This window comes from Rhizobium sp. BT04, assembly GCF_030053135.1.
Classification (GTDB): domain Bacteria; phylum Pseudomonadota; class Alphaproteobacteria; order Rhizobiales; family Rhizobiaceae; genus Rhizobium; species Rhizobium binxianense.
This window is the reverse complement of the sequence record NZ_CP125652.1, coordinates 2,888,442-2,908,132: the sequence shown is the minus strand read 5'-3', so window position 1 is coordinate 2,908,132 and position 19,691 is coordinate 2,888,442. Positions and strand designations below refer to the sequence as shown.

At 62.5% G+C, this 19,691-nt stretch carries 22 protein-coding genes and 1 tRNA gene; 3 read left to right on the top strand and 20 right to left on the bottom strand.

Translation table 11 applies throughout. From position 1 onward, the window contains the following. Positions 1 to 25: 25 nt before the first annotated feature. The 6 genes from QMO82_RS22575 to rsfS all read right to left on the bottom strand — a co-directional run bounded on the left by QMO82_RS22575 (position 26) and on the right by rsfS (position 5,776). Complete coding sequence (locus tag QMO82_RS22575) at positions 26 to 559, bottom strand: RNA pyrophosphohydrolase (RefSeq protein ID WP_183608466.1); 534 nt, start codon at positions 557 to 559, stop codon at positions 26 to 28. A gap of 37 nt (positions 560 to 596) precedes the next feature. Further along, positions 597 to 1,793 (bottom strand): divergent polysaccharide deacetylase family protein, encoded by a 1,197-nt coding sequence (locus QMO82_RS22570; protein WP_183608467.1) that lies wholly within the window; start codon positions 1,791 to 1,793, stop codon positions 597 to 599. A 77-nt stretch (positions 1,794 to 1,870) separates the two neighbouring features. After that, complete coding sequence (locus tag QMO82_RS22565) at positions 1,871 to 3,193, bottom strand: S41 family peptidase (RefSeq protein WP_017995549.1); 1,323 nt, start codon at positions 3,191 to 3,193, stop codon at positions 1,871 to 1,873. Beyond that, positions 3,183 to 4,583 carry a murein hydrolase activator EnvC gene (locus QMO82_RS22560; protein ID WP_183608735.1) on the bottom strand — a complete coding sequence of 467 codons (1,401 nt, stop codon included), beginning with the start codon at positions 4,581 to 4,583 and terminating at the stop codon, positions 3,183 to 3,185. Before QMO82_RS22560 ends, QMO82_RS22565 begins: the two co-directional genes overlap by 11 nt. A 149-nt stretch (positions 4,584 to 4,732) precedes the next feature. Then, positions 4,733 to 5,215, bottom strand: coding sequence for a 23S rRNA (pseudouridine(1915)-N(3))-methyltransferase RlmH (gene rlmH, locus QMO82_RS22555; protein WP_183608468.1), 483 nt, complete (start codon positions 5,213 to 5,215; stop codon positions 4,733 to 4,735). Between the two features lie 117 nt (positions 5,216 to 5,332). Further along, positions 5,333 to 5,776: a ribosome silencing factor gene (gene rsfS, locus QMO82_RS22550; RefSeq protein ID WP_010069136.1), complete on the bottom strand. Its 444-nt coding sequence runs from the start codon at positions 5,774 to 5,776 to the stop codon at positions 5,333 to 5,335. A gap of 210 nt (positions 5,777 to 5,986) precedes the next feature. Between rsfS and QMO82_RS22545 the strand changes: the two genes are divergently transcribed. Continuing rightward, entirely contained in the window at positions 5,987 to 6,364 is a 378-nt protein-coding gene (locus QMO82_RS22545; RefSeq protein WP_183608736.1) for a winged helix-turn-helix domain-containing protein, read from the top strand. Here QMO82_RS22545 and modC read toward each other — a convergent pair whose 3' ends face one another. The 7 genes from modC to obgE all read right to left on the bottom strand — a co-directional run bounded on the left by modC (position 6,365) and on the right by obgE (position 13,961). Beyond that, complete coding sequence (gene modC, locus QMO82_RS22540; RefSeq protein WP_183608469.1) at positions 6,365 to 7,432, bottom strand: molybdenum ABC transporter ATP-binding protein; 1,068 nt, start codon at positions 7,430 to 7,432, stop codon at positions 6,365 to 6,367. Beyond that, a complete protein-coding gene (modB, locus tag QMO82_RS22535; RefSeq protein ID WP_183608470.1) occupies positions 7,429 to 8,130 on the bottom strand; it encodes a molybdate ABC transporter permease subunit in 702 nt (233 codons plus the stop codon). The genes modC and modB overlap by 4 nt, the downstream gene beginning before the upstream one ends. Positions 8,131 to 8,503: 373 nt before the next feature. Beyond that, positions 8,504 to 9,295 carry a molybdate ABC transporter substrate-binding protein gene (modA, locus tag QMO82_RS22530; RefSeq protein ID WP_183608471.1) on the bottom strand — a complete coding sequence of 264 codons (792 nt, stop codon included), beginning with the start codon at positions 9,293 to 9,295 and terminating at the stop codon, positions 8,504 to 8,506. Between the two features lie 496 nt (positions 9,296 to 9,791). Continuing rightward, the gene (locus QMO82_RS22525; RefSeq protein ID WP_210305817.1) at positions 9,792 to 10,391 is read right to left on the bottom strand and encodes a nicotinate-nucleotide adenylyltransferase; all 600 of its coding nucleotides are present in this window, start codon (positions 10,389 to 10,391) and stop codon (positions 9,792 to 9,794) included. 55 nt (positions 10,392 to 10,446) lie between these two features. Continuing rightward, positions 10,447 to 11,730, bottom strand: coding sequence for a glutamate-5-semialdehyde dehydrogenase (locus QMO82_RS22520; RefSeq protein WP_183608473.1), 1,284 nt, complete (start codon positions 11,728 to 11,730; stop codon positions 10,447 to 10,449). Continuing rightward, the gene (gene proB / locus QMO82_RS22515) at positions 11,723 to 12,892 is read right to left on the bottom strand and encodes a glutamate 5-kinase (RefSeq protein ID WP_183608474.1); all 1,170 of its coding nucleotides are present in this window, start codon (positions 12,890 to 12,892) and stop codon (positions 11,723 to 11,725) included. The genes QMO82_RS22520 and proB overlap by 8 nt, the downstream gene beginning before the upstream one ends. Continuing rightward, positions 12,879 to 13,961, bottom strand: coding sequence for a GTPase ObgE (gene obgE, locus QMO82_RS22510; protein WP_183608475.1), 1,083 nt, complete (start codon positions 13,959 to 13,961; stop codon positions 12,879 to 12,881). Before obgE ends, proB begins: the two co-directional genes overlap by 14 nt. A gap of 84 nt (positions 13,962 to 14,045) precedes the next feature. Here obgE and QMO82_RS22505 point away from each other — a divergent pair, with 84 nt between their 5' ends. Continuing rightward, positions 14,046 to 14,912 carry an endonuclease/exonuclease/phosphatase family protein gene (locus QMO82_RS22505; RefSeq protein ID WP_283196550.1) on the top strand — a complete coding sequence of 289 codons (867 nt, stop codon included), beginning with the start codon at positions 14,046 to 14,048 and terminating at the stop codon, positions 14,910 to 14,912. Between the two features lie 37 nt (positions 14,913 to 14,949). On the opposite strand, the gene QMO82_RS22500 is transcribed toward QMO82_RS22505, so the two are convergent. The 4 genes from QMO82_RS22500 to rplU form a co-directional block, all read right to left on the bottom strand. Next, the gene (locus tag QMO82_RS22500; protein ID WP_183608477.1) at positions 14,950 to 15,537 is read right to left on the bottom strand and encodes a GNAT family N-acetyltransferase; all 588 of its coding nucleotides are present in this window, start codon (positions 15,535 to 15,537) and stop codon (positions 14,950 to 14,952) included. Then, a complete protein-coding gene (locus tag QMO82_RS22495) occupies positions 15,534 to 16,190 on the bottom strand; it encodes a GNAT family N-acetyltransferase (RefSeq protein WP_183608478.1) in 657 nt (218 codons plus the stop codon). Before QMO82_RS22495 ends, QMO82_RS22500 begins: the two co-directional genes overlap by 4 nt. A 125-nt stretch (positions 16,191 to 16,315) precedes the next feature. Next, a complete protein-coding gene (gene rpmA, locus QMO82_RS22490) occupies positions 16,316 to 16,585 on the bottom strand; it encodes a 50S ribosomal protein L27 (protein WP_003567620.1) in 270 nt (89 codons plus the stop codon). A 34-nt stretch (positions 16,586 to 16,619) separates the two neighbouring features. After that, positions 16,620 to 16,937, bottom strand: coding sequence for a 50S ribosomal protein L21 (rplU, locus tag QMO82_RS22485; RefSeq protein ID WP_003543907.1), 318 nt, complete (start codon positions 16,935 to 16,937; stop codon positions 16,620 to 16,622). Between the two features lie 307 nt (positions 16,938 to 17,244). Here rplU and QMO82_RS22480 point away from each other — a divergent pair. Further along, positions 17,245 to 17,334 (top strand) — tRNA-Ser (locus tag QMO82_RS22480). A gap of 76 nt (positions 17,335 to 17,410) precedes the next feature. On the opposite strand, the gene QMO82_RS22475 is transcribed toward QMO82_RS22480, so the two are convergent. The 3 genes from QMO82_RS22475 to QMO82_RS22465 form a co-directional block, all read right to left on the bottom strand. Continuing rightward, positions 17,411 to 17,827, bottom strand: coding sequence for a type II toxin-antitoxin system VapC family toxin (locus tag QMO82_RS22475; protein ID WP_183608479.1), 417 nt, complete (start codon positions 17,825 to 17,827; stop codon positions 17,411 to 17,413). After that, positions 17,827 to 18,069 carry an antitoxin gene (locus tag QMO82_RS22470; RefSeq protein ID WP_183608480.1) on the bottom strand — a complete coding sequence of 81 codons (243 nt, stop codon included), beginning with the start codon at positions 18,067 to 18,069 and terminating at the stop codon, positions 17,827 to 17,829. Before QMO82_RS22470 ends, QMO82_RS22475 begins: the two co-directional genes overlap by 1 nt. Before the next feature lie 169 nt (positions 18,070 to 18,238). Then, positions 18,239 to 19,675 (bottom strand): DUF6880 family protein, encoded by a 1,437-nt coding sequence (locus tag QMO82_RS22465; RefSeq protein ID WP_183608481.1) that lies wholly within the window; start codon positions 19,673 to 19,675, stop codon positions 18,239 to 18,241. Between the last annotated feature and the right edge of the window lie 16 nt (positions 19,676 to 19,691).

Genomic DNA, 19,691 nt, shown 5'->3' with positions numbered 1-19,691 from the left:
AACCGGTCCGATCATCCCGTATCGATCAGTCTTCCGATTGCAGTGCCGCCAGATGCTCGAATTCGGCGATGACCTGGTCGTAGACGGCGCGCTTGAAGGGGACGATCAGGCCCGGCAGTTCCCGCATCGGCTTCCATTCCCAGGCATCGAATTCCGGCTCGTGGCCGCCCGGCGGCGGGTTGATGGCGATCTCACTGTCGTTGCCCTCGAAGCGGAAGGCGAACCAGCGCTGCGTCTGGCCGCGGAATTTTCCCTTCAATCCGATGCCGATCAGTGCCGGCGGAAGATCATAATTGATCCAGTTTCTTGCTTCGGCCAGCAGGGTCACCGTCTTGATGCCGGTCTCCTCGTAGAGTTCGCGGTAGGCGGCATCCAACGGATCCTCGCCCTTGTCGATGCCCCCCTGCGGCATCTGCCAGAGCTGCGGTGAGCCGTCATATTCCGAATTGCCGTCGGGAATGCGCCGCCCGGCCCAGACGAGGCCATCGCGATTCAGGATCATCACCCCGACGCAGGGGCGGTAGGGCAGATCCTCGGCTTCTACGGTCGTTTGGCTCATCGTCTTCTCCGTTCAGGAATCGTCTCTGGGATCGCTCTCAAGGATTCCGAGGGTCGTTGGAAAGGGCGGCGACGCCGACGATCTCGATGCCGCGCATCGCAGCCTCCTCGCTCCATTTGGCAATGGCGTCAACGCTCTCATCGAAAGCCGAGGCGACGCCGATCGCCTGGCCGTTCTTGCGGGCGATGCGTTCGAGCTCGTCAAGCTTCTTCAGGACGGCGTTGATATCGAGCTGGCCGTCGAGTTGCAGGTCGGCGAAGGCGTAGGGCAGTTCGGTTCCCTTGGCGACCACAGCCGTTTTCGACTGCGCCGACGTGCCGTCGTCGAGGAACAGCAGGCCGCGCTTGCCGATATCGCGCATGACGGGTTCCATGGCGGTGGTATCCGACAGGAAACGGCCGCCGAGATAATTCATGACGCCGGTATAATTGGTGATCTCGCCCATCGCCTTGTGCAGGTTCTCGATATTGCGGGCGGCCGGCTTCGTGGTTAGAAGCGTTTCCGGGCCGGGATCATTCGCCGGGTAATCAAATGGCTCGAACGGGACTTGCAACAGAATCTCGTGGCCGCCGCGGCGCGCCTCCTGCATCCAGCGCTGCAGGCTGTTGCCGCTTGCGGCAAAGGCGAAGGTGATTTCCTCCGGCAATTGCGCGATGGCGCGTTGTGTCCCGGTCTGGCTGAGCCCGAGGCCGCTGACGACGATGGCGATACGCACACCACGCGCGCCGGACGAGGGACGGGCATATTGATCCATCGGGCGGCGGCCATCGGGGCCGACGATCGGAAGCTTGCCAAAAGGGGTTTCCTCAAGCAGCGTTTCATTCGGCTGGGCCGCCATGCGCGGATCCTGGCCGATCTGCATGGCGTCAACCAGCACAGGCCCGCTGCCATCGCGCGGGCGGGGAGTGTATTTGGTGACGACGGAGCCGTCGCCGGTGACCATCTGTTCGACATTGGCGCCCGAGCGCGGTTCGGCGCGGGGCATACCGTCCGCCGCCTGATTGGCGGCTGTCGTCGGCGGCTGAGGGCTATCGGAGGGCGGCGTGGCAGCTTGTTCGGCCGCCGGCGGTTTGGTGCGTTCGAGCCCGTCGCCGCGAAACGCCGTATAGAGGGAAAAGCCGCCTATCGCGAAAAGACAAAGACTGGCGGCGATCCGGCCCAGGCGCAGAATACCCGGGCGCCGGTTGCCGGTTTTTCGGTTGCGGCCCAAAGGCGCATGCAGGTCCGTTCCCAATTTTTCGCCCGCTCCAAAATCGGGAAACAGCAGAAAGGGTCAAGGCCGGGCGATGTGCCCGGCCTTGAGGGGATGAATTATTTGGCCACGACGGCCTTGTCGGGGTTCGGCGGGAAGGCCGGATCGGTCTTCTTGCCGCGCAGAAGATCGAGCGCGTAGTTCAGCTGAACGTCGTCCTTCGGGTCCGGCGGGACATAGGCAACGGAGCCCGACCCTTCGTCGGTCTCGCTCTGGCCCTTGATATGGCCGCGCAGGCTGGATTCGCCTTCGGTCACCATCTTGCCCTGCAGTTCCTGCGGCAGCGGCTCCTCGACCTTGATGTCGGGGGTGATGCCGGTGCCCTGGATCGAGCGGCCGGATGGCGTGTAGTAGAGCGCCGTGGTCAGGCGCAACGCGCCATTTTCGCCGAGCGGGATAATCGTCTGGACGGAACCCTTGCCGAAGGAGCGCGTGCCGAGAACGGTGGCACGGCGCAGATCCTGAAGAGCGCCGGCGACGATTTCCGATGCGGAAGCCGAACCGCCGTTGATCAGCACGATAACCGGCTTGCCATCCGTCAGATCGCCCGGGCCGGCATTGAAGCGGCGGGTTTCATCGGGATTGCGGCCGCGGGTCGAAACCACTTCGCCGCGCTGCAGCAGGGCATCGGAGACGTTGATCGCCTGGTCGAGCAGACCGCCCGGATTGAGTCGCAGGTCGAGGACATAACCCTTCAGCTTGTCGGCCGGAACGGTGTCCTTGATCTTCTTGATCGCCTTTTCCATGTCGGGATAGGTCTTCTCGGTGAAGGAGATGATGCGGAGGTAGCCGACATCGTCCTCGACACGCGATTTGACGGCCTGGACGGCAACAACGTCACGGACGATCGTCAGCTCAATCGGCTTGTCGGCACCCTTGCGGATCAGCGTCAGCTTGATCGGCGTGTTGACGGCGCCGCGCATCTTCTCGACGGCGTCTTCCAGCTTCAAGCCGCGTACGGACTGGCCGTCGATCTCCGAGATATAGTCGCCAGCGAGAACGCCGGCCTTGGCGGCGGGCGTATCGTCGATCGGGGTGATGACCTTGACGAGTTCGTCTTCCATCGTAACCTCGATGCCGAGGCCGCCGAACTCACCCTTGGTCTGGGTGCGCATGTCCTCGGCGTCCTTCGCATTCATGTAGCTCGAATGCGGATCGAGCGAGGAGAGCATGCCGTTGATGGCGTTCTCGATCAGTTTGTCTTCGGCCGGCGGCGTCACGTATTGCGCGCGCACACGCTCGAAGACATCGCCGAAAACCGAAAGCTCCTTATAGGTCGAGGATCCGGCCGCTTCTGCCGGCACACCTGCCGAGTAAATAACGCTCATGGCGGTCGCACCCATCAATGCGCCGACCAGAACAAGAGAAGCCCTACGAATCATTGCGTGCCTTTCCAGTGTCTTTGGCGGTCCACCACGGCCGGGAATCGACCGGTTTACCGTCCTTTCGAAATTCAATGTAAAGCGTTGGCCGGTCCGTTTCCAGCGCCAATGCAGTTGCGCTTGCCACTCTTTTCGCGCCCATCACGGCGAGCGGCTCGCCGGAGAAAACGAATTTTCCCTGGCGGGTATTGATCGTATCCATTCCCGAGAGAACCAGGTGGTATCCGTCGCCGGTGTCGAGGATGATCATCTGGCCATAACTGCGGAATGCGCCGGCGAAAACCACCAGGCCATCGGCAGGCGCCGTTACCACCGTCTCCGGATTGGTGGCGACCGTCATGCCCATGGCCTCGTGCCCGGTGCCGTCGGCATCGCCGAACTGGCGCAGGATATCGCCCGCAACGGGCACCTCCAATTTCGCCTTCAATTCTCCGAAGGGATATGCGGGCGCAATGCGGTTTTTATCGGGCACGCCGCTGTCGGCCAACGCCTTGGCCTGGGCGCGCTGCTCGTCCGTCATCAGCTTGCGGTTTTCCTCTGCCTGGCGGGCGGCCGCGGCGGCGTCCCGCACCGAAGCGATCTCGGATTCCATCGAGGCGACGAGGCCCTCAAGGCTGGTTGCCTTGCCGGCCAGCTCCTCGGAACGCTTTTTCTCGGCCGCGAGTTCAGCGGCATTGCTGCGACTGAGCTTGTCGTTTTCGGCCAGCAGCAGATCCATGCGCCGCTCTTCCTCGATACCGTCCGTCATCGTCGCGGTCAGGCCGGCCTTCTCGGCAGCACTCGCGGTCTGCAATGCGGCGAGGCTTGCAAGGTCGGCGGCAAGCTTGTCGGTCTCCTTGCGGATGCCGGGCACGACGGCACCGAGCAGGATGGCGCTGCGCACCGAGGCAAGCGCGTCATCCGGGGTGACGAGCAAAGCGGGCGGCGGGTTGCGTCCCATGCGCTGGAGTGCTGCCAGCACCTCGGCCAGAAGGCCGCGGCGTTCGTGCAGCGAGCGGCGGATGCCATCCTGCTTGACGCCGAGATCGGCTAGCTTCTTCTCGCTTTCGAGGATCTGCCTGTCGAGCGTCTTGCGGCGGGCAGCCGACTCGATCAGCGCCTGGCGAATGCTTTGCGTGCTCTTTTCCAGATCGGCGATGCTCTGTTGAAGCGCGCTCACCTTGTCGCCGGAGAGGTTGATGGTTTTCGACAGGGTTTCGAGTTCGGCGCGGGTCTGGTCGCGTTTGGCGGCCAGTTCGGCGGCCGGATCGGCTGGCGCCGGCTCGGCGGTCGGCGGCGGTGCAGATTGTGCTGCCTCGGGTGCGGCATCCTGTGCTCGAACGATGAAGGGATTTGCCGACACGGCAATCACCGCCACACCGACACTGGCGGCGATCGCCGGCAGGATCATGCGGTGTCGCCTGGTTGCTGTTGTCGTCATGCGTGTTCGGGCACTTTCTCAAATCGCGCGGAGCCTAAGCTGATTTGGCACGCTTTGCCAGAACGTTCGGCGCAGAACGGGCGGCGAGGCAAACACGGCTGCGTGACATTGCGACGCATTCAGACGCGGTGATAGGGGTGGCCGGACAGGATGGTGACGGCGCGATATAGCTGTTCGGCGATCAGCGTGCGCACGAGCTGATGCGGCCAGGTCATCTTGCCCAGGCACAGCGTGGCGTCGGCACGGTCATAGAGGGAAGGATCGAGGCCGTCGGCGCCGCCGATGGCGATGGTCAGTTCGCGTTTGCCCTGGTCCCGATAGGAGCCAAGCAGGCCCGCGAAGGCTTCGCTGTCGAGCGCCTTGCCGCGTTCGTCGAGAAGAATGAGGATGCTGCCATCGGCAAGCGATTTCAACAGCAGTGCGGCTTCCTCGCGTTTGCGGGTGTCCGCATTGGAGGCACGGCTTTCGGCAACTTCGGCAATACGGGTAAATTCAAGGCCGACGGCAGGGCCGGCCTTGGCGAAACGGTCGAAATAACGGGCCGCAAGGTCCTTTTCGGGGCCGGACTTCAGCCGTCCCACCGCAAAAAGACCAACTCGCATTCTTCCGCTCCCCGCTGATGCGGCACATCGGGCGCATAAGGCGCCACCAGCCGGCTTCTAAACTTGTCCGGCCAGCCAATGCCACATCTCAGGCGCCGGACAAATGCCGGCTGCCTGTCAGTGCCGTGTTTCTTCATCCATATCCGGAGCCGCCCACATCTTTTCGATGTTGTAGAACTCGCGGATTTCGGGACGGAACACGTGCACGATAATGTCACCGGTGTCGATCAGGACCCAATCGCCGCCTTCCTGGCCTTCGACGCGGGCCGTGCCGAGGCCGTCATCCTTAAGGTCGGTGAGCAGATGATCCGAGATCGCCATGACATGCCTGTTCGAGCGGCCGGAGACGACGATCATGTAGTCTCCCAGCGCCGATTTTCCGGCAATGTCGATGGTGACGATATCTTCAGCTTTGGAGTCCTCGAGGCTGGCGAGGACGGTTTCTAGGGCGCGGGCAGCGGCATCGGCGCCACGTTCCGCACTCTTCGGGATAACGGCGAGCGTTTTTCCCTTGGCGTGTACTGTTGTCAGTTTTTTCCCTTTCCTGGAATGACAAACCATGCACAACACGAGATCCGATCGAGACCGGATCATGGTTAAGATAGGCATCAAACCATTAATGTTTCAAGACGTGCTAAGATACAGAACGGCTGAAAATCCGATCCGACGCCCGAATTGAAGAATATTGCCACTCGGGCCGCTTATTGCGGGCGGTGTACAGTTTCCGTGCCGCAGCGTAAAGTGCAGCAAATTCCACGATCTCCGGATTCAATGACCGACTCAGCCGCAAAAACCCTCGTGCCCGTCCTGCGAATCAGCTTCCCGGACGAGGATCGGCTTGGCCACGGCAAGATGGAACTGCTGGAACATATCCGCGCGACCGGATCGATCTCGGCGGCGGGGCGGGCGATGGACATGTCCTATCGGCGGGCATGGCTGCTGGTCAGCGAGATGAACCGGATGTTCTGCGAACACGTGGTGGAATCGCAGCGCGGCGGGCAAAAGGGCGGTGGCGCGGCGTTGACGCCGTTCGGCGAGGAATTGCTCGAGCGTTTCCGCCGGATGGAAAAGACGATGCGTACGAGCCTTGCCGAAGACCTCGCCTGGCTCGAGGGCAAGCGCAACCTGGAGCAGGGCGAGCGCGGCTGATCAGGCCTCCAGGGCAACCGTCTTGATGACGGCGAACACTGCCCTTCCCGGTCGAAGATCAAGACGCTCGCAGGAGAGCATGGTGATGCGGGAAAGAATGATATCGCCACCGCAATCGAGCCGGATTTCCACCGTTCCGTCCTCCGTCGGCGATATCTGCTCTATCCTTGCTTCCAGGATATTCAGTGCGCTCAGCCCTTCGGGTCTTGTCGTCGCCAGCATGACATCGCGGGAGGGAATGTGGATGCGGACCGATTTGCCGGGTGCAAGGGCCGCACCCGGAATATGCAGCTGGCAGGATTTCAGCGCGACGGTCGACAGGCGATGAAGCGCGTCGAAGCTTTCGACCGTGCCTTCCAACAGCGCGCCGGTCTCCTTCCGGTCGGATGCCGCAGAGGGGCGGCTCAATATGTCGACGGCAGGACCGGTCGCTTCCACTTTGCCGTCGCGCATGACGACCACCTGGTTTGCCAGCCGCGCCACCTCGGCGATCGAATGGCTGACATAGACGATCGGAATGTCAGTCTCGTCGCGCAATCGCTCGAGATAAGGCAGGATCTCGGCCTTGCGCGCCTCGTCGAGGGCGGCGAGCGGCTCGTCCATCAACAGCAGGCGGGGCGTGGAGAGAAGGGCGCGGCCGATGGCGACGCGCTGCTTCTCGCCGCCGGAAAGTTTTGCGGGGCTGCGCTCCAGCAGCGGCTCGATGCCGAGCAGGTCGACGATGCGATCGAAGCTTTCACCGCCTGCCGCTCTCGCCGCGAACCAGCGGCCATAGGAGAGATTGGCGCGAACGCTGAGGTGCGGGAAAAGCCGGGCCTCCTGGAAGACATAACCGAAGCGGCGGCGATGTTTCGGGACGAAAATACCGGCTGCGGTTTCAGTCAGGGGCTCGCCGTCAAGGACAACGCGGCCATCGTCCGGACGGGCGAGGCCGGCGATGATGCGGATCAGCGAGGTCTTGCCGGAGCCGGAGCGGCCGAACAGCGCGGTGACGCCACGCTCGGAGGTGAAGGCGGCATCGAGCGAAAAGGCGCCGAGCCGCTGTTTTGCCTCGACGATCAGCGTCATTCCGGATCGATCCTTTGACCGGCGAGGCGGGCGAGGAATTCGGAGGCGAGCAGGGCTGCCATCGAGATGGCGACGGCGACGAGCGTCAGGCGCAGCGCGCCGGCATCCCCGCCCGGCACCTGGGTGAAGGTGTAGATCGCTGCCGACAGCGTCTGGGTTTCTCCCGGGATGTTGGAGACGAAGGTGATCGTCGCACCGAATTCACCCATCGCCTTGGCGAAGGAAAGGATCATGCCGGTGATGATGCCGGGCAAGATCAGCGGCAGCGTGATGGTCAAAAAGACCGAGGTGGGACCGGCGCCGAGCGTTCCAGCCGCCTCCTCCAGCTTGCGGTCGACCGCCTCGATCGACAGGCGGATGCTGCGTACCATCAGCGGAAAGGCCATGACGGCGCAGGCCAGAGCCGCACCCGTCCAGCGGAAGGAGAGAACGATGCCGAAATACTGGTCGAGCAGGCTGCCGACCGGACCGCGACGGCCGAACAGGATGAGGAGAAGGAAACCGGTGACGACGGGGGGTAGGATCAGCGGCAGATGAACGATGCCGTTCAGCACCGATTTGCCCCAGAAGCGGCCGCGGGCAAGCAGTAGGGCGACGAGGATGCCGAAGGGCAGGCTCGCCAGCATGGCGACGATCGAGACGCGCAGGCTGAGCAAGATCGCCGTCCATTCCTCGTTGCTCAGGCCGAAGATATCCAAATGCAGCCGTCTCCCTGGAAAATCCGGTGTCACCCGATGCCTGCCCCTCATCCGCCTGCCGGTACCGACCGGGGTCGAGCCATGTGTCTCGGCCCGTCCTTCGGACCCCGCGCGCGGGGCGAAGGGGAATAGCCGCAACCTCTCCGTCCCTCGCCAACGTCTCGCAGGGCACGTCTCCTCGCCCCGTTTACGGGGAGAGGGTTAGGGTGAGGGGCAACCATCGGCACGAAGCGGACACCCATCAGCCCTATGCCTGATATCTGCTATCTATCGATGCGGATGCTTAGGACACAAGCCCGAGTGTGACGAAAGAATAATTGGCCGACTTTGTCAGCGCTGCGGTCGTTGATTCCGCCATCATTTCGCCCCTCGATCACTTGAGGATGGTGAAGCCCTGCGCGGTGAAGAAAGCGGCGGCCTTATCGGATTTCAGGAAGTCGAGATAGGCTGCGGCATCCGGGTTCCTGCTCGAAGCCAGGATGGCGATCGGATAGATGATCGGCGGGTGGGAATCGGCCGGGAAGGTGCCGACGACGGCGACACCCTTATCGGCCGCGGCATCCGTCTGGTAGACGATGCCATAAGGCGCTTCGCCGCGGGAGACGAGGGCAAGGGCAGCACGGACGCTTTCGGCGCCGGCAACCTTGGATTCGACCGATTTCCAGACGCCGAGCTTTTCCAGCGCAGCCATGCCGTATTTGCCGGCCGGAACCGATTTCGGTTCACCCATGGCAAGCCTTCCGTCACCGAGCAAAGCAGCGAGATCGAAATCCTGCTTGATCTCGACGGGCTTGGCCTTGTCCTTTTCGGCAACGAGCACGATCCGGTTTCCAAGCAGGTCCGAACGGGTGTCGGCCTTAATCAGGTTCTTCTTGGCGACGTAATCCATCCAGTCGCGGTCGGCCGAGATGAAGATATCGGCGGGCGCCGCATTTTCGATCTGCTTGGCCAGTGCCCCGCTCGCCGCATAGGAGGCGACGGCTTCCTTACCGCTTTCCCCAGTCCAGGCGGCATTGGCGGCATCGAGCGCATCCTTGAGGCTCGCCGCCGCAAAGACGGTGAGCTTTTCGGCCGCAGTGGCCGGCGCCGGAAGCGCTGCTGTGCCAAGCCAGAGGGCCGCCATCGCGGCAATTGCCAGTTTCATCCATTGGCGACGGTTTTGCATGTTCACTCCCCAGGGATTCGAAATATTGCGACGAATATAACGAGCGGTGCGGCTTGGCTAGGGATATATCCAGGAAAATATAACCAGATCCCGGATCCGTGTTCGCAGCGGCGCAATGTTCACGCATTCGGCAGGTGCATGGCTCCCGCCGAAATCGAGATCGGTAGGGCGAAAATACTCGGAGACAGTCTGCGAACCGCAGGGACTCCCGGCGGCAGAGGATGCTTCCTTTAATTGTTGCTAATAAAAGCGGCAACGGCGAAGCCAAATCTCTCCGGAGATTTGCACTCAGTGCATTGCTGCAATGCACCAATCGATATTCACCTTCTTGCGGAATATGATACAACAGACTCATCGAAACGGCATCTCCTCCTCCCATAGCCGTTCGGTAGGATCGACAACACTCCTCCTCCCAGTTGTCGATCGAGTTCATAAGCCCGACGGATCTCCTCCCCCGTCGGGCTTTCTCGTTTCTGGGATTTCCCTAAAAACCGACCTATTCGGAGCTGCCCGGCGCAGAGCCGTTGCGGATTGCCGTCGAGCTCAGGCCGGAGCGCGGTCCGTGGATGAAGGTCCAGGCCGGCGCGGGTTTCTTCCAGAGCACACGCGCGTCATCCTCGTCGACACGGGCGAAATCGAAGGTCCTCGTCATCTTCGAGGAGAGAAAGGAGAGCGTCGCACCCGGCCGGTCGATCACGGCGATCGGGAAGGTGCGGGCAATTTCCTGCCATTTCTGCCATTTGTGAAAGGTCTGCAGGCTGTCCGCGCCCATGATCCAGATGAAATGCACATGCGGATTGCGCGCCTTGACGCGGGCAAGCGTGTTGGCGGTATAGCTGACGCCGAGCGTCTGTTCGAAGGCGGTGACCTTGACGCGGGGATCGGGGGCAATGCGCTCGCTTTCGGCAATGCGCTCGGCAAGCGGAGCGAGCTGGTTGCGGCTCTTCAGCGGATTGCCGGGGGTGACCATCCACCAGAGCTGATCGAGGCCGAGCCGTTTGAGGGCGATCTCGGCGACGAGCGCGTGGCCCTGATGCGGCGGGTTGAACGAACCGCCGAACAGACCGACGACCATGCCGCGCTCGCTGTGCGGCATGCGGAGATAGTGCCGGTCCACATTCTCAATCACCACGTCAGGCCCAATCGCCACGTCAGGGTCGCGTCTGTCCGGCGCCGTGCACCCGATATTTGAAAGAGGTGAGCTGTTCGACGCCGACCGGGCCGCGGGCATGCATCTTGCCGGTGGCAATGCCGATTTCCGCACCCATGCCGAACTCGCCGCCATCGGCAAACTGCGTCGAGGCATTGTGCAGCAGGATCGCCGAATCGACCTCGGTGAAGAACCGCGCAACGACGTCAGGGTCCTCGGCGATGACAGCCTCGGTGTGGTTCGAGGAATAGGTCTGGATATGGGCGATCGCGCCCGATATGCCGTCGACGACGGCAACGGAAATGATCGCGTCGAGATATTCGATCGACCAGTCCTCCTCGGTCGCCGGCTTCATGCCGGGCGCGACCTTCAGAACGGTTGCGGAGCCGCGGATCTCGCAGCCGGCCTCCGTGAGAATCTCGAGCAGCGGCGTCAGATGCGTGCCGATCGCGGCACCGTCGACGAGCAGGGTTTCAACCGCGCCGCAGATGCCGGTACGGCGCATCTTGGCATTGACGACGATCTGCTTTGCCATCTCGATATCGGCGGAGGCATCGACATAGATGTGGCAAAGGCCTTCGAGATGGGCAAAAACCGGCACGCGGGCCTCGCTCTGCACGCGGGCGACCAGGCTCTTGCCGCCGCGCGGCACGATGACGTCGATCGCCCCGTCCAGGCCGCGCAGCATGGCGCCGACGGCGGCGCGGTCGGTGACCGGGACGAGCTGGATAGCATGCTCTGGAAGCCCTGCCGCTTTCAGGCCCTCGACCAGGCAGGCATGGATAGCCTGCGATGAATGGCGCGAATCCGACCCGCAGCGCAAAATGACGGCATTGCCCGCCTTGAGGCAGAGGGCGCCGGCATCGGCGGTGACGTTCGGCCGGCTTTCGAAGATGACGCCGATGACGCCGAGCGGCGTGCGGACGCGCTCGATTTTCAGGCCGTTCGGCCGGTCCCAGGCGGCAATGACTTCGCCGACCGGATCGGCAAGGGCGGCGATGGCGCGGATTCCCTCGGCCATTTCGGCGATGCGCTTGTCGTTCAGCGTCAGCCGGTCGACAAAGGAGGCGAGCATCTCGGTGCCTTCGATGTCCCTCAGGTCCTTGGCGTTTTCGGCAAGAATCTCAGCCTTGTTCGCCAGGATCGCATCGGCCATCGCATTCAGCGCGCTGTTCTTGACCTCGGTGGACGCAAAGCTCAGCGGTCGTGCGGCAGCCCTCGCCTTGCGGCCGATGTCGTTCATCAGCACGTCAATGTCAGGGCCTGGCGCAACGGTATCAAGCATAGCTCGCGTCCTTCTTCTGCCTTTCCGATTTGGAACCGATCGGCGCGGTCATCACCATGTCGTCGCGATGGACCATAGCGGCGCGCCCGGCATAACCGAGGATGGCCTCGATCTCGGCCGACTTGCGGCCGGCAATCCGGCGGGCGTCGTCGGCGTCGTAGCTGACAAGGCCACGGGCGATCTCGCGACCTTCAGGGCCGATGATCGCGACGGTGTCGCCGCGGCTGAAGAGGCCGGAAACGCTGCGCACGCCGGCCGGAAGCAGGCTCTTGCCGGCGCCGAGAGCGGTGACGGCGCCGTCATCGACATGCAGTTCACCGGCTGGCTGCAGCTGTCCGGCGATCCAGGTCTTGCGAGCCGTGACAGGGGTCCCCGAAGGGGCGAACCACGAGGAACGGGCGCCGTTTTCGATCGCCGACAGCGGGCTGTCGGTCTTGCCGGAGGCGATGATCATGGCGCAGCCCGATGTCGTGGCGATCTTTCCGGCATCGATCTTGGTGCGCATGCCGCCGCGCGAGAGCTCGGAAGCCGCACCCCCGGCCATTGCCTCGATCTCCGGCGTGATTGCGGAAATCGTCTCCAGGAAGGCTGCGTTCGGATCGAGATGCGGCGGGGCGGTATAGAGGCCGTCGATGTCGGAAAGAAGGATGAGCAGGTCGGCGCCGGTCATCGTCGCGACGCGGGCGGCCAGGCGGTCGTTGTCGCCATAGCGGATTTCGCTGGTGGCGACCGTATCGTTTTCGTTGATGATCGGCACGGCGCCGATCTTCAACAGCTGATTGATGGTGGCCCGCGCATTGAGATAGCGGCGACGCTCTTCGGTATCGCCCAGCGTCAGCAGGATCTGGCCGGCAACGATCTCGTCGCGCGACAGGCTTTCCGACCAGGCGCGCGCCAGCGCGATCTGGCCAACGGCCGCCGCCGCCTGGCTTTCCTCCAGCTTCAGTGCGCCCGAGGGCAGGTCGAGCACCGAGCGGCCGAGCGCGATGGCGCCGGAGGAAACGACGAGCACATCAATGCCCTTGGCCTTCAGGCCGGAGATATCGGCGCACATGGCGTCGAGCCAGGCCTTCTTCAGCCCGGCCTTGCGGTCGACCAGAAGCGCAGAGCCGATCTTGATGACGATGCGGCGGTAGCGGCCAAGCGGCTTACGGCTGGTCATCGGCCTCGTCCTCGCCCTCATCGGTGACGACCATGTCGCGATGCCTGAGCTTCGGCACCCTGGCCGGCTTTTCCTCGGTATTTTCCTCGACGATGATGTCGCGCAGCGCGCGCAGGACCTCGGTCATGCCCTTGCCGGTGACGGCCGAAATCTGGAACGGCGTCTTGCCGCAGGCCTTGGCCAATTCCTTGGTCTTCTTCTTCAGTTCGGCCTCGTCGAGCACGTCGATCTGCGACAGCGCCACGATCTCGGGCTTATCCGTCAGATCGTTGCCATAGGCTTCGAGCTCGTGTTTGACCGTCTTATAGGCCTTGCCGACCTTTTCCTCCTGGGCGGAGACGAGGTGGAGCAGCACGCGGGTGCGCTCGACATGGCCGAGGAAACGGTCGCCGATGCCGACACCCTCATGGGCGCCTTCGATCAGGCCCGGAATGTCGGCTAGGATGAATTCCCGCTCGTCGATGGTGGCGACGCCGAGATTGGGATGCAGCGTGGTGAAGGGGTAGTTGGCGATCTTCGGCCGGGCGCGGGTGACTGACGCGAGGAAGGTCGACTTGCCGGCATTGGGCAGGCCGACGAGGCCGGCATCGGCAATCAGCTTCAGCCGCAGCCAGAGGGTTTTTTCCTCGCCGGGCAGGCCGGGATTGGCCCAATCCGGCGCCTGATTGGTCGAGGTCTTGAAATGGGCGTTGCCGAAACCGCCATTGCCGCCATGGGCGAGGCAGTAACGCTGGCCTTCGACGGTGAGATCACAGATCAGCGTTTCCCGGTCTTCCTCGAAGATCTGGGTGCCGACGGGGACCTTGAGCGTCACGTCGCTGCCGTTGGCGCCGGTACGGTTCCGGCCCATGCCGTGAGTGCCGGTCGTCGCCTTGAAATGCTGCTGGTAGCGGAAATCGATCAGCGTATTGAGACCGTTGACGGTCTCGACCCAGACATCGCCGCCGCGTCCGCCATCACCGCCGTCGGGGCCGCCGAACTCGATGAATTTCTCGCGCCGGAAGGAGACGCTGCCCCCGCCGCCGTCTCCGGATCGGATATAGACCTTTGCTTCGTCGAGAAATTTCATTTTACTTCCAGTATCCGGTGGCAGTTGGACGGCCCGTCTTGGCCCATTCGATATAGGCGGTTCCGACGGAGGTCAAAGATTATCGTGAATTTTGCGAGCTATAACATACAGTACGGCTTCGGTCTCGACGGCAGATACGATCTGGCGCGCATTGCCCGCAGCCTTGAGGGCGCCGATGTCATCGCGCTACAGGAGGTGACCCGCGGCTTCTCGCGCAACGGTTTTGCCGACATAGTGGCCGATGTTGCAGCCTTTTTTCCCGACTATTTCTGGGTGTATGGGCCGGCCTGCGACATGCATGTCGAGGCAGCTGAAGGCAGGCCTCAGCCGCCGCCGGGCACCCGCTTCCAATTCGGCAACATGGTGCTGTCGCGCTGGCCTGTCATCTCGACCCGAACGCTGCTTCTGCCGCGCAGCCGGACGATCGGCAAGATCAACCTGCAGCGCGGCGCAACCGAGGCGGTCATCACAACACCCGGCGGCGCGATCCGCGTCTATTCCGTCCATCTCGACCATGTCTCGGCCGACGAGCGCATCCGCCAGCTGCAATTCCTGAACGCTGAGATCAATGCCTTCGTCCAGGAGGGCGGTTCGCTGACGGGCGGTGGCGAATTCGATCTGCCGGAGCCGCCGCTGCCGGAGGATTACGTCATCATGGGCGATTTCAACATGGAGCCGGAATCGCCGGAATATTGCGCGCTTGCCGGTGCCGGCGGCGGATATTACGGCCGTGTCGCCCGGATCGGCACGCCGATCGACGCCTTTGCGGCGCTTTCGGCCTATCGGCCGGGAAGCTACAGCTGGATGGATCCCGAAGATCACAGCAAACGCATGCATCTCGATTATTGCTTCGTCAGTTGCGGCCTCGAGGGCCGGTTGAAATCCGCCCGGATCGATACGCAATCCGAGGGCTCCGATCATTTCCCTCTCTGGGTCGAGATCGGCGATTGACGGAGACGCCGCTGTGGCGGCGCCTCCCTTTTTTCGATCAGGCCACCTTGCGCGGCGGCAACATGCCCGGCTGCAGCACGGTTTCGATGTGCGACACCATGGTGTTGCGGGCGAAACAATAGATTTCGCCGCAGCCCGTCATGCGGAAACCGAGCTTCTCCTGCAGCCGCAGTGAGGCCGGATTGTCGGCGAAGACGCCGGAATGAACCGGCGTCTCCGGCATGCGGCGCGAGAAGCGCTCGATGATCGCCGCCACCGCCTCGCTCATATAGCCGCGCCGCCAGTAGTAGCGGTTCAGCCAGTAGCCGAGGTGCCAGCGGCCGTGGCGCAGCTCGATCGAGACATTACCGATATGGACATCGTCCTTGCCGGTGATCGCCAGCGGCCAGTCCGGCAAGGTGCCGGAGGTGACCGGGATCAGCCAGTCCAGCGCATCCTGCCGGTCGAACGGCGCGGGCACGCGGGACAGCATGCGCGTGACCGCGAAATCGGAGAGCGATTCCGCGATCGCAGGCGCATCGCTCAGCCGGTGGGGACGGAGCGTCAGCCGGGCGGTCGAGATGACAGGCGCGGGGCCTGGCATCATCGGCGTGACCTCCGGCCTTTGCAGCGCGGTCGTGCTCATGCGATGTTCCCCCAGCTTCGGAGCGACATCCAGGTCTTGCGGTCGAGCCTGTACCATTCCACAGGCACGTTGCTGCCGAGCGCCAGTGAGGCGGCGAGCCCCGAACCCTGGAACTGGAAGCCGCACTTCTGGATAACGCGCCGCGAGGCGACGTTCATCACCCGGCAGCGGGCGTCGATCTGATCGACGTCCTGGCGGGTTCTGAACACCATATCGACCAGGGCATGGCAGGCCTCGGTCGTATAGCCCTTGTTCCAATAGGGTTCGCCCAGCCAGTAACCGATTTCGACGGTCCTGCCGTCGGCATGCGGCTCGACACCGCAGCAGCCGATAAAGGCGCCGTTTTCGGCCTTGGTGATCGCATAGACGCATTTGCCAATCTCGCCATTTTTCGTGCGACGCACGAAGTCAGCAGCATCATCGGCGGTATAGGGGTGCGGCATACGCGATACCATGGTGGCGACTTTGGCGTTGTTGGCGAGATGGGCAAGGGCGTCGATGTCTTCTTCGTGGGGCGCGCGCATGACGAGCCTTTCCGATAATAAGACAGGGCAATCGGTCCTTAACCGTTCCGGCCTCAGCCGTTCTTCGGAAGACACCCGGTCTTCCCGGGGAGACCGTGATTGGTCTACCCTTAACAATTCGCCTTGCATGTTCAGTCCTCCTGTTTGGACAAAGAAAAAGGGGAGATGGCGTCCCATCTCCCCTGTTTTCTGGACTGAACCTGATACGGCCAGCCGGGTCGATGAGACGCCGGCTGTTTTTGAGCGCTACCGGCTTATTCCGCTGCTTCCGCTTTCGGCATGACAGACACGTAGACGCGACCGTTGGCCTTCGTTCGGTAGTTCACATTGCCGGCGGTAAGCGCAAAAATCGTGTGATCCTTGCCGAGGCCGACGTTGGAACCCGGATGCCACTGCGTCCCGCGCTGACGCACGAGGATGTTGCCTGCGATGACGGCTTCGCCGCCGAACTTCTTCACGCCAAGGCGCTTGGATTCGGAATCGCGACCGTTGCGCGAGGAACCGCCAGCTTTTTTGTGTGCCATTGGAGTTCTCCTTTAAACCTGAAACCCGTTGATCTTACTTGGCAGCCACGATGTCCGTGATACGGACGACCGTGTGATGCTGACGATGGCCGCGCGAACGCTTCGAATTCTGACGGCGGCGCTTCTTGAAGGCGATGACCTTCTTGCCGCGGTTCTGTTCGACGACTTCTGCCTTGACAGAGGCGCCGGTAACGAAGGGCGCACCGATCGCAGCGTCGGCGCCTTCGCCGATCACGAGCACTTCGGTGAATTCAATGGAATCGCCAGCGGTGGCTTCCAGCTTTTCGATGGTCAGCACGTCGTTGGCTGCCACACGGTACTGTTTACCGCCGGTCTTGATGACTGCGAACATTTTTTATCCTTTCATGTTCGTTCCAGCTCTCCTCGCCGCTTGAGCAAGGTGGCCGTCTTTTTATCAGTCGAAGTTAAGCAGGGATTTCAGAGGGCTACCCTCGAACTCTTCCTGCCGGTGAAGCGCCCCACGCAAGCGCAGGACAAACAAGGCACGGATTTCTCCAAACCTATTGCGCAGCCGAGATACGCGAGCGACAAAAAACTGTCAAGGCAAAAGGATGGAATGCTTCGACTTTTCGGCTTGCCAACCTGTCATATGCTCGTTATGAGAACGCCCGCGCCGAACAAGCGCCGACCAAGACCGCGGAGAGGTGGCAGAGTGGTCGAATGCACCGCACTCGAAATGCGGCATACCTGCAAGGGTATCGTGGGTTCAAATCCCACCCTCTCCGCCACTTGGACCTTGGGCCGTAAAGTTTCCCCGCGACTGCTGATTTCTCTCAACAAGCTTCAGTCCATTAGTGCCGGCAGCTACGAGGCTGCTGCCCAGTCCAGCACTTGCAGGCCAGGCACACGGGCAAACTCGCCTGTATTGGCTGTCACCAGCACGGTGCCGGCTCGGCGCGCGTGGGCGGCGATCAGCACATCATACGGCCCGATCGGAGTGCCCTGTCTCCGGAGATGGGCACGAATATCCGCTGCTTCTTGTGCGTCGCCCTCGTTGAAATCGATCAGAGAAATCCCGCCCGAAGCGATGAACAGGGCGATCTTCTCCTCGTTCGCGTGTCGGCGCTCGCTGGCTGCGGCACCATACATCAGTTCATGATAGACGATGATTGACAGGCCGAGCGGGGTTCCTGCATTTCGCGCCTCATCGAAGCGCTCGCGAACTTGACGTGGCCGTCCGTTCAAGAGCGCGACTGCGACATTGGTATCAAGATGGATCATCAGTCGAACACGGCGCGGTCGGCTGGCATCGATGGTTGCTCACGACCTTCGGGCATGAAAGGCGTGTCGCCCAGCTTGTCGATTGCTGCCCAAGGCATGGCATTGTCAGCGTCGAGCGGTTCGAGGATGACTCGATTGCCGACCCGGCTGACCCGAACCTCCTTGCCTTCGAAGCGGAACTCTTTTGGCAGGCGCACGGCCTGGCTGCGCCCATGCGTGAATAGCTTGGCGGTCGCGCTCATCGTGACGGACTCCCCTGGTAGATACTTATTAATATCTATCATGTGTTGAGAGCTGTGGTCAATTCATTCAGGTGGCGGAGGTAGCGGAGATAATGCGCTCAATGGTTTCGAGCGGAGTGACGATTCTTCATGGCGATGTCCGTTTCGCTCGTAAGATCGGGCATTCGGCTCAACGCAGCAGGCTCCAGAAGCCATGCTTATTCCCATGTTGGCGCTTCAGCTCCACCACATAGGCGTCGTGGGGCCGGGCGCTGCCGAAATCGTCGATATGAGGTGCCAGCGACGCGCATTCCGCCAGATGGCGTGCGGCATGCCTGTAACGGCTGGATCGGCCGTAATCGAGGGCGAAGCCGATCATCGCCCGCAGCAGCAGGGTTGCCGCGAGCGGGTGTTTCTCCTGCAGCATCTCGGCGGCCGGTGTCATCAGCTCGTACAGCTCGCCGTCCAGTTCCGCCTGGCGGTTGGATATGAGTTTCGCTGCCTCGGCGGGTGCGGGCCACGTCAGGAAAAAGCCAAGGGCTCGATGAACATCCGGAAAGCCGTGCGCGAAGGCGAATGCCTTCTCCTCTGCCTCGATATCGTCGAAGTCGGCGAGCCTTCGCAGGAAAGCGCGAAGGTGCTCGCCATTCAGCGCCTGCTCGAAGCATTGCCATTGATAGGCCTGCGCTTCCTCGGCTCGTCCCAGGGCGTCGAGTGCTTTGACGCGGGCGGACTGCCATTCAAACGGCAGTTCGAACCACCCCCTGCGATCGGCGGCGTCCAAAATCTCCAATGCTTCCTCGGCGCGTCCAGCCAGGAGCAAACGGTCGGCAATCTCCGCTGCGACCATCGGCGCCCTTAACGTTGGTTCCGGCTGCTGGGCGATGAAGGCATCGACATCATTCTGGGCATCGGCAATTTCCTGCAGAGCGATGCGCGCCGTCAGTTGCCGCTGATTGGCGTAGAGCTCGTCCCTGTAGATCGGCCCGTCGCCGCCCCAGCCGAGAATCTCTCGGTCGGCGTCGGCAGGCTTCTCCTCCGGTTCGTTCGACCATTGCACCAGGAGACTCTTCAAACGTTCCAGGCCGTCCTTGCCCAGCGCTGGAACCATCTCGGCGATCAGCGGATCATATTGGCCGTGGTCGTTATCCTGCAGCGCCGTGAAGACCCTGTCGGCAAGGACATCGATACCGATCCCCGCGGAGCTGGCGATGACGCCGGCATCGGCGCATGCCTGGTGGAACGTCTCGATGAAGGCGCTGTCGCTGCTGTTGGATCGCCGGCATATCGAATCGGCGACGGCAAGGAATTGCCAGATGAGATCGAACGCTTCCTTCGGATCGTCGGCCGCCACGACGGTGACGATCGCTGACCGCTGCGTTTCGAGATCCGCGTTGACCGCCTTCACCTTATGCCATTCGATGACGGTGCGTGCCCGCGCGATGCTGGCAAGGCGCTTGCGCACCTCGCGCGCCACTTCCGCACTGCCGTGATTGCCGGCAAGCTCCATTCGAAGCCGTCGTTTGTGGGCGGCGCTGCCTGTGCTGATTTCGATCAGCAGTTCGGCAAGCCGCTGCGCACCGAGGGATTCGAGATTCTTCGCATTGAGGGTTGTCTTGGCTACCATCGGTCATCGCTGTCGT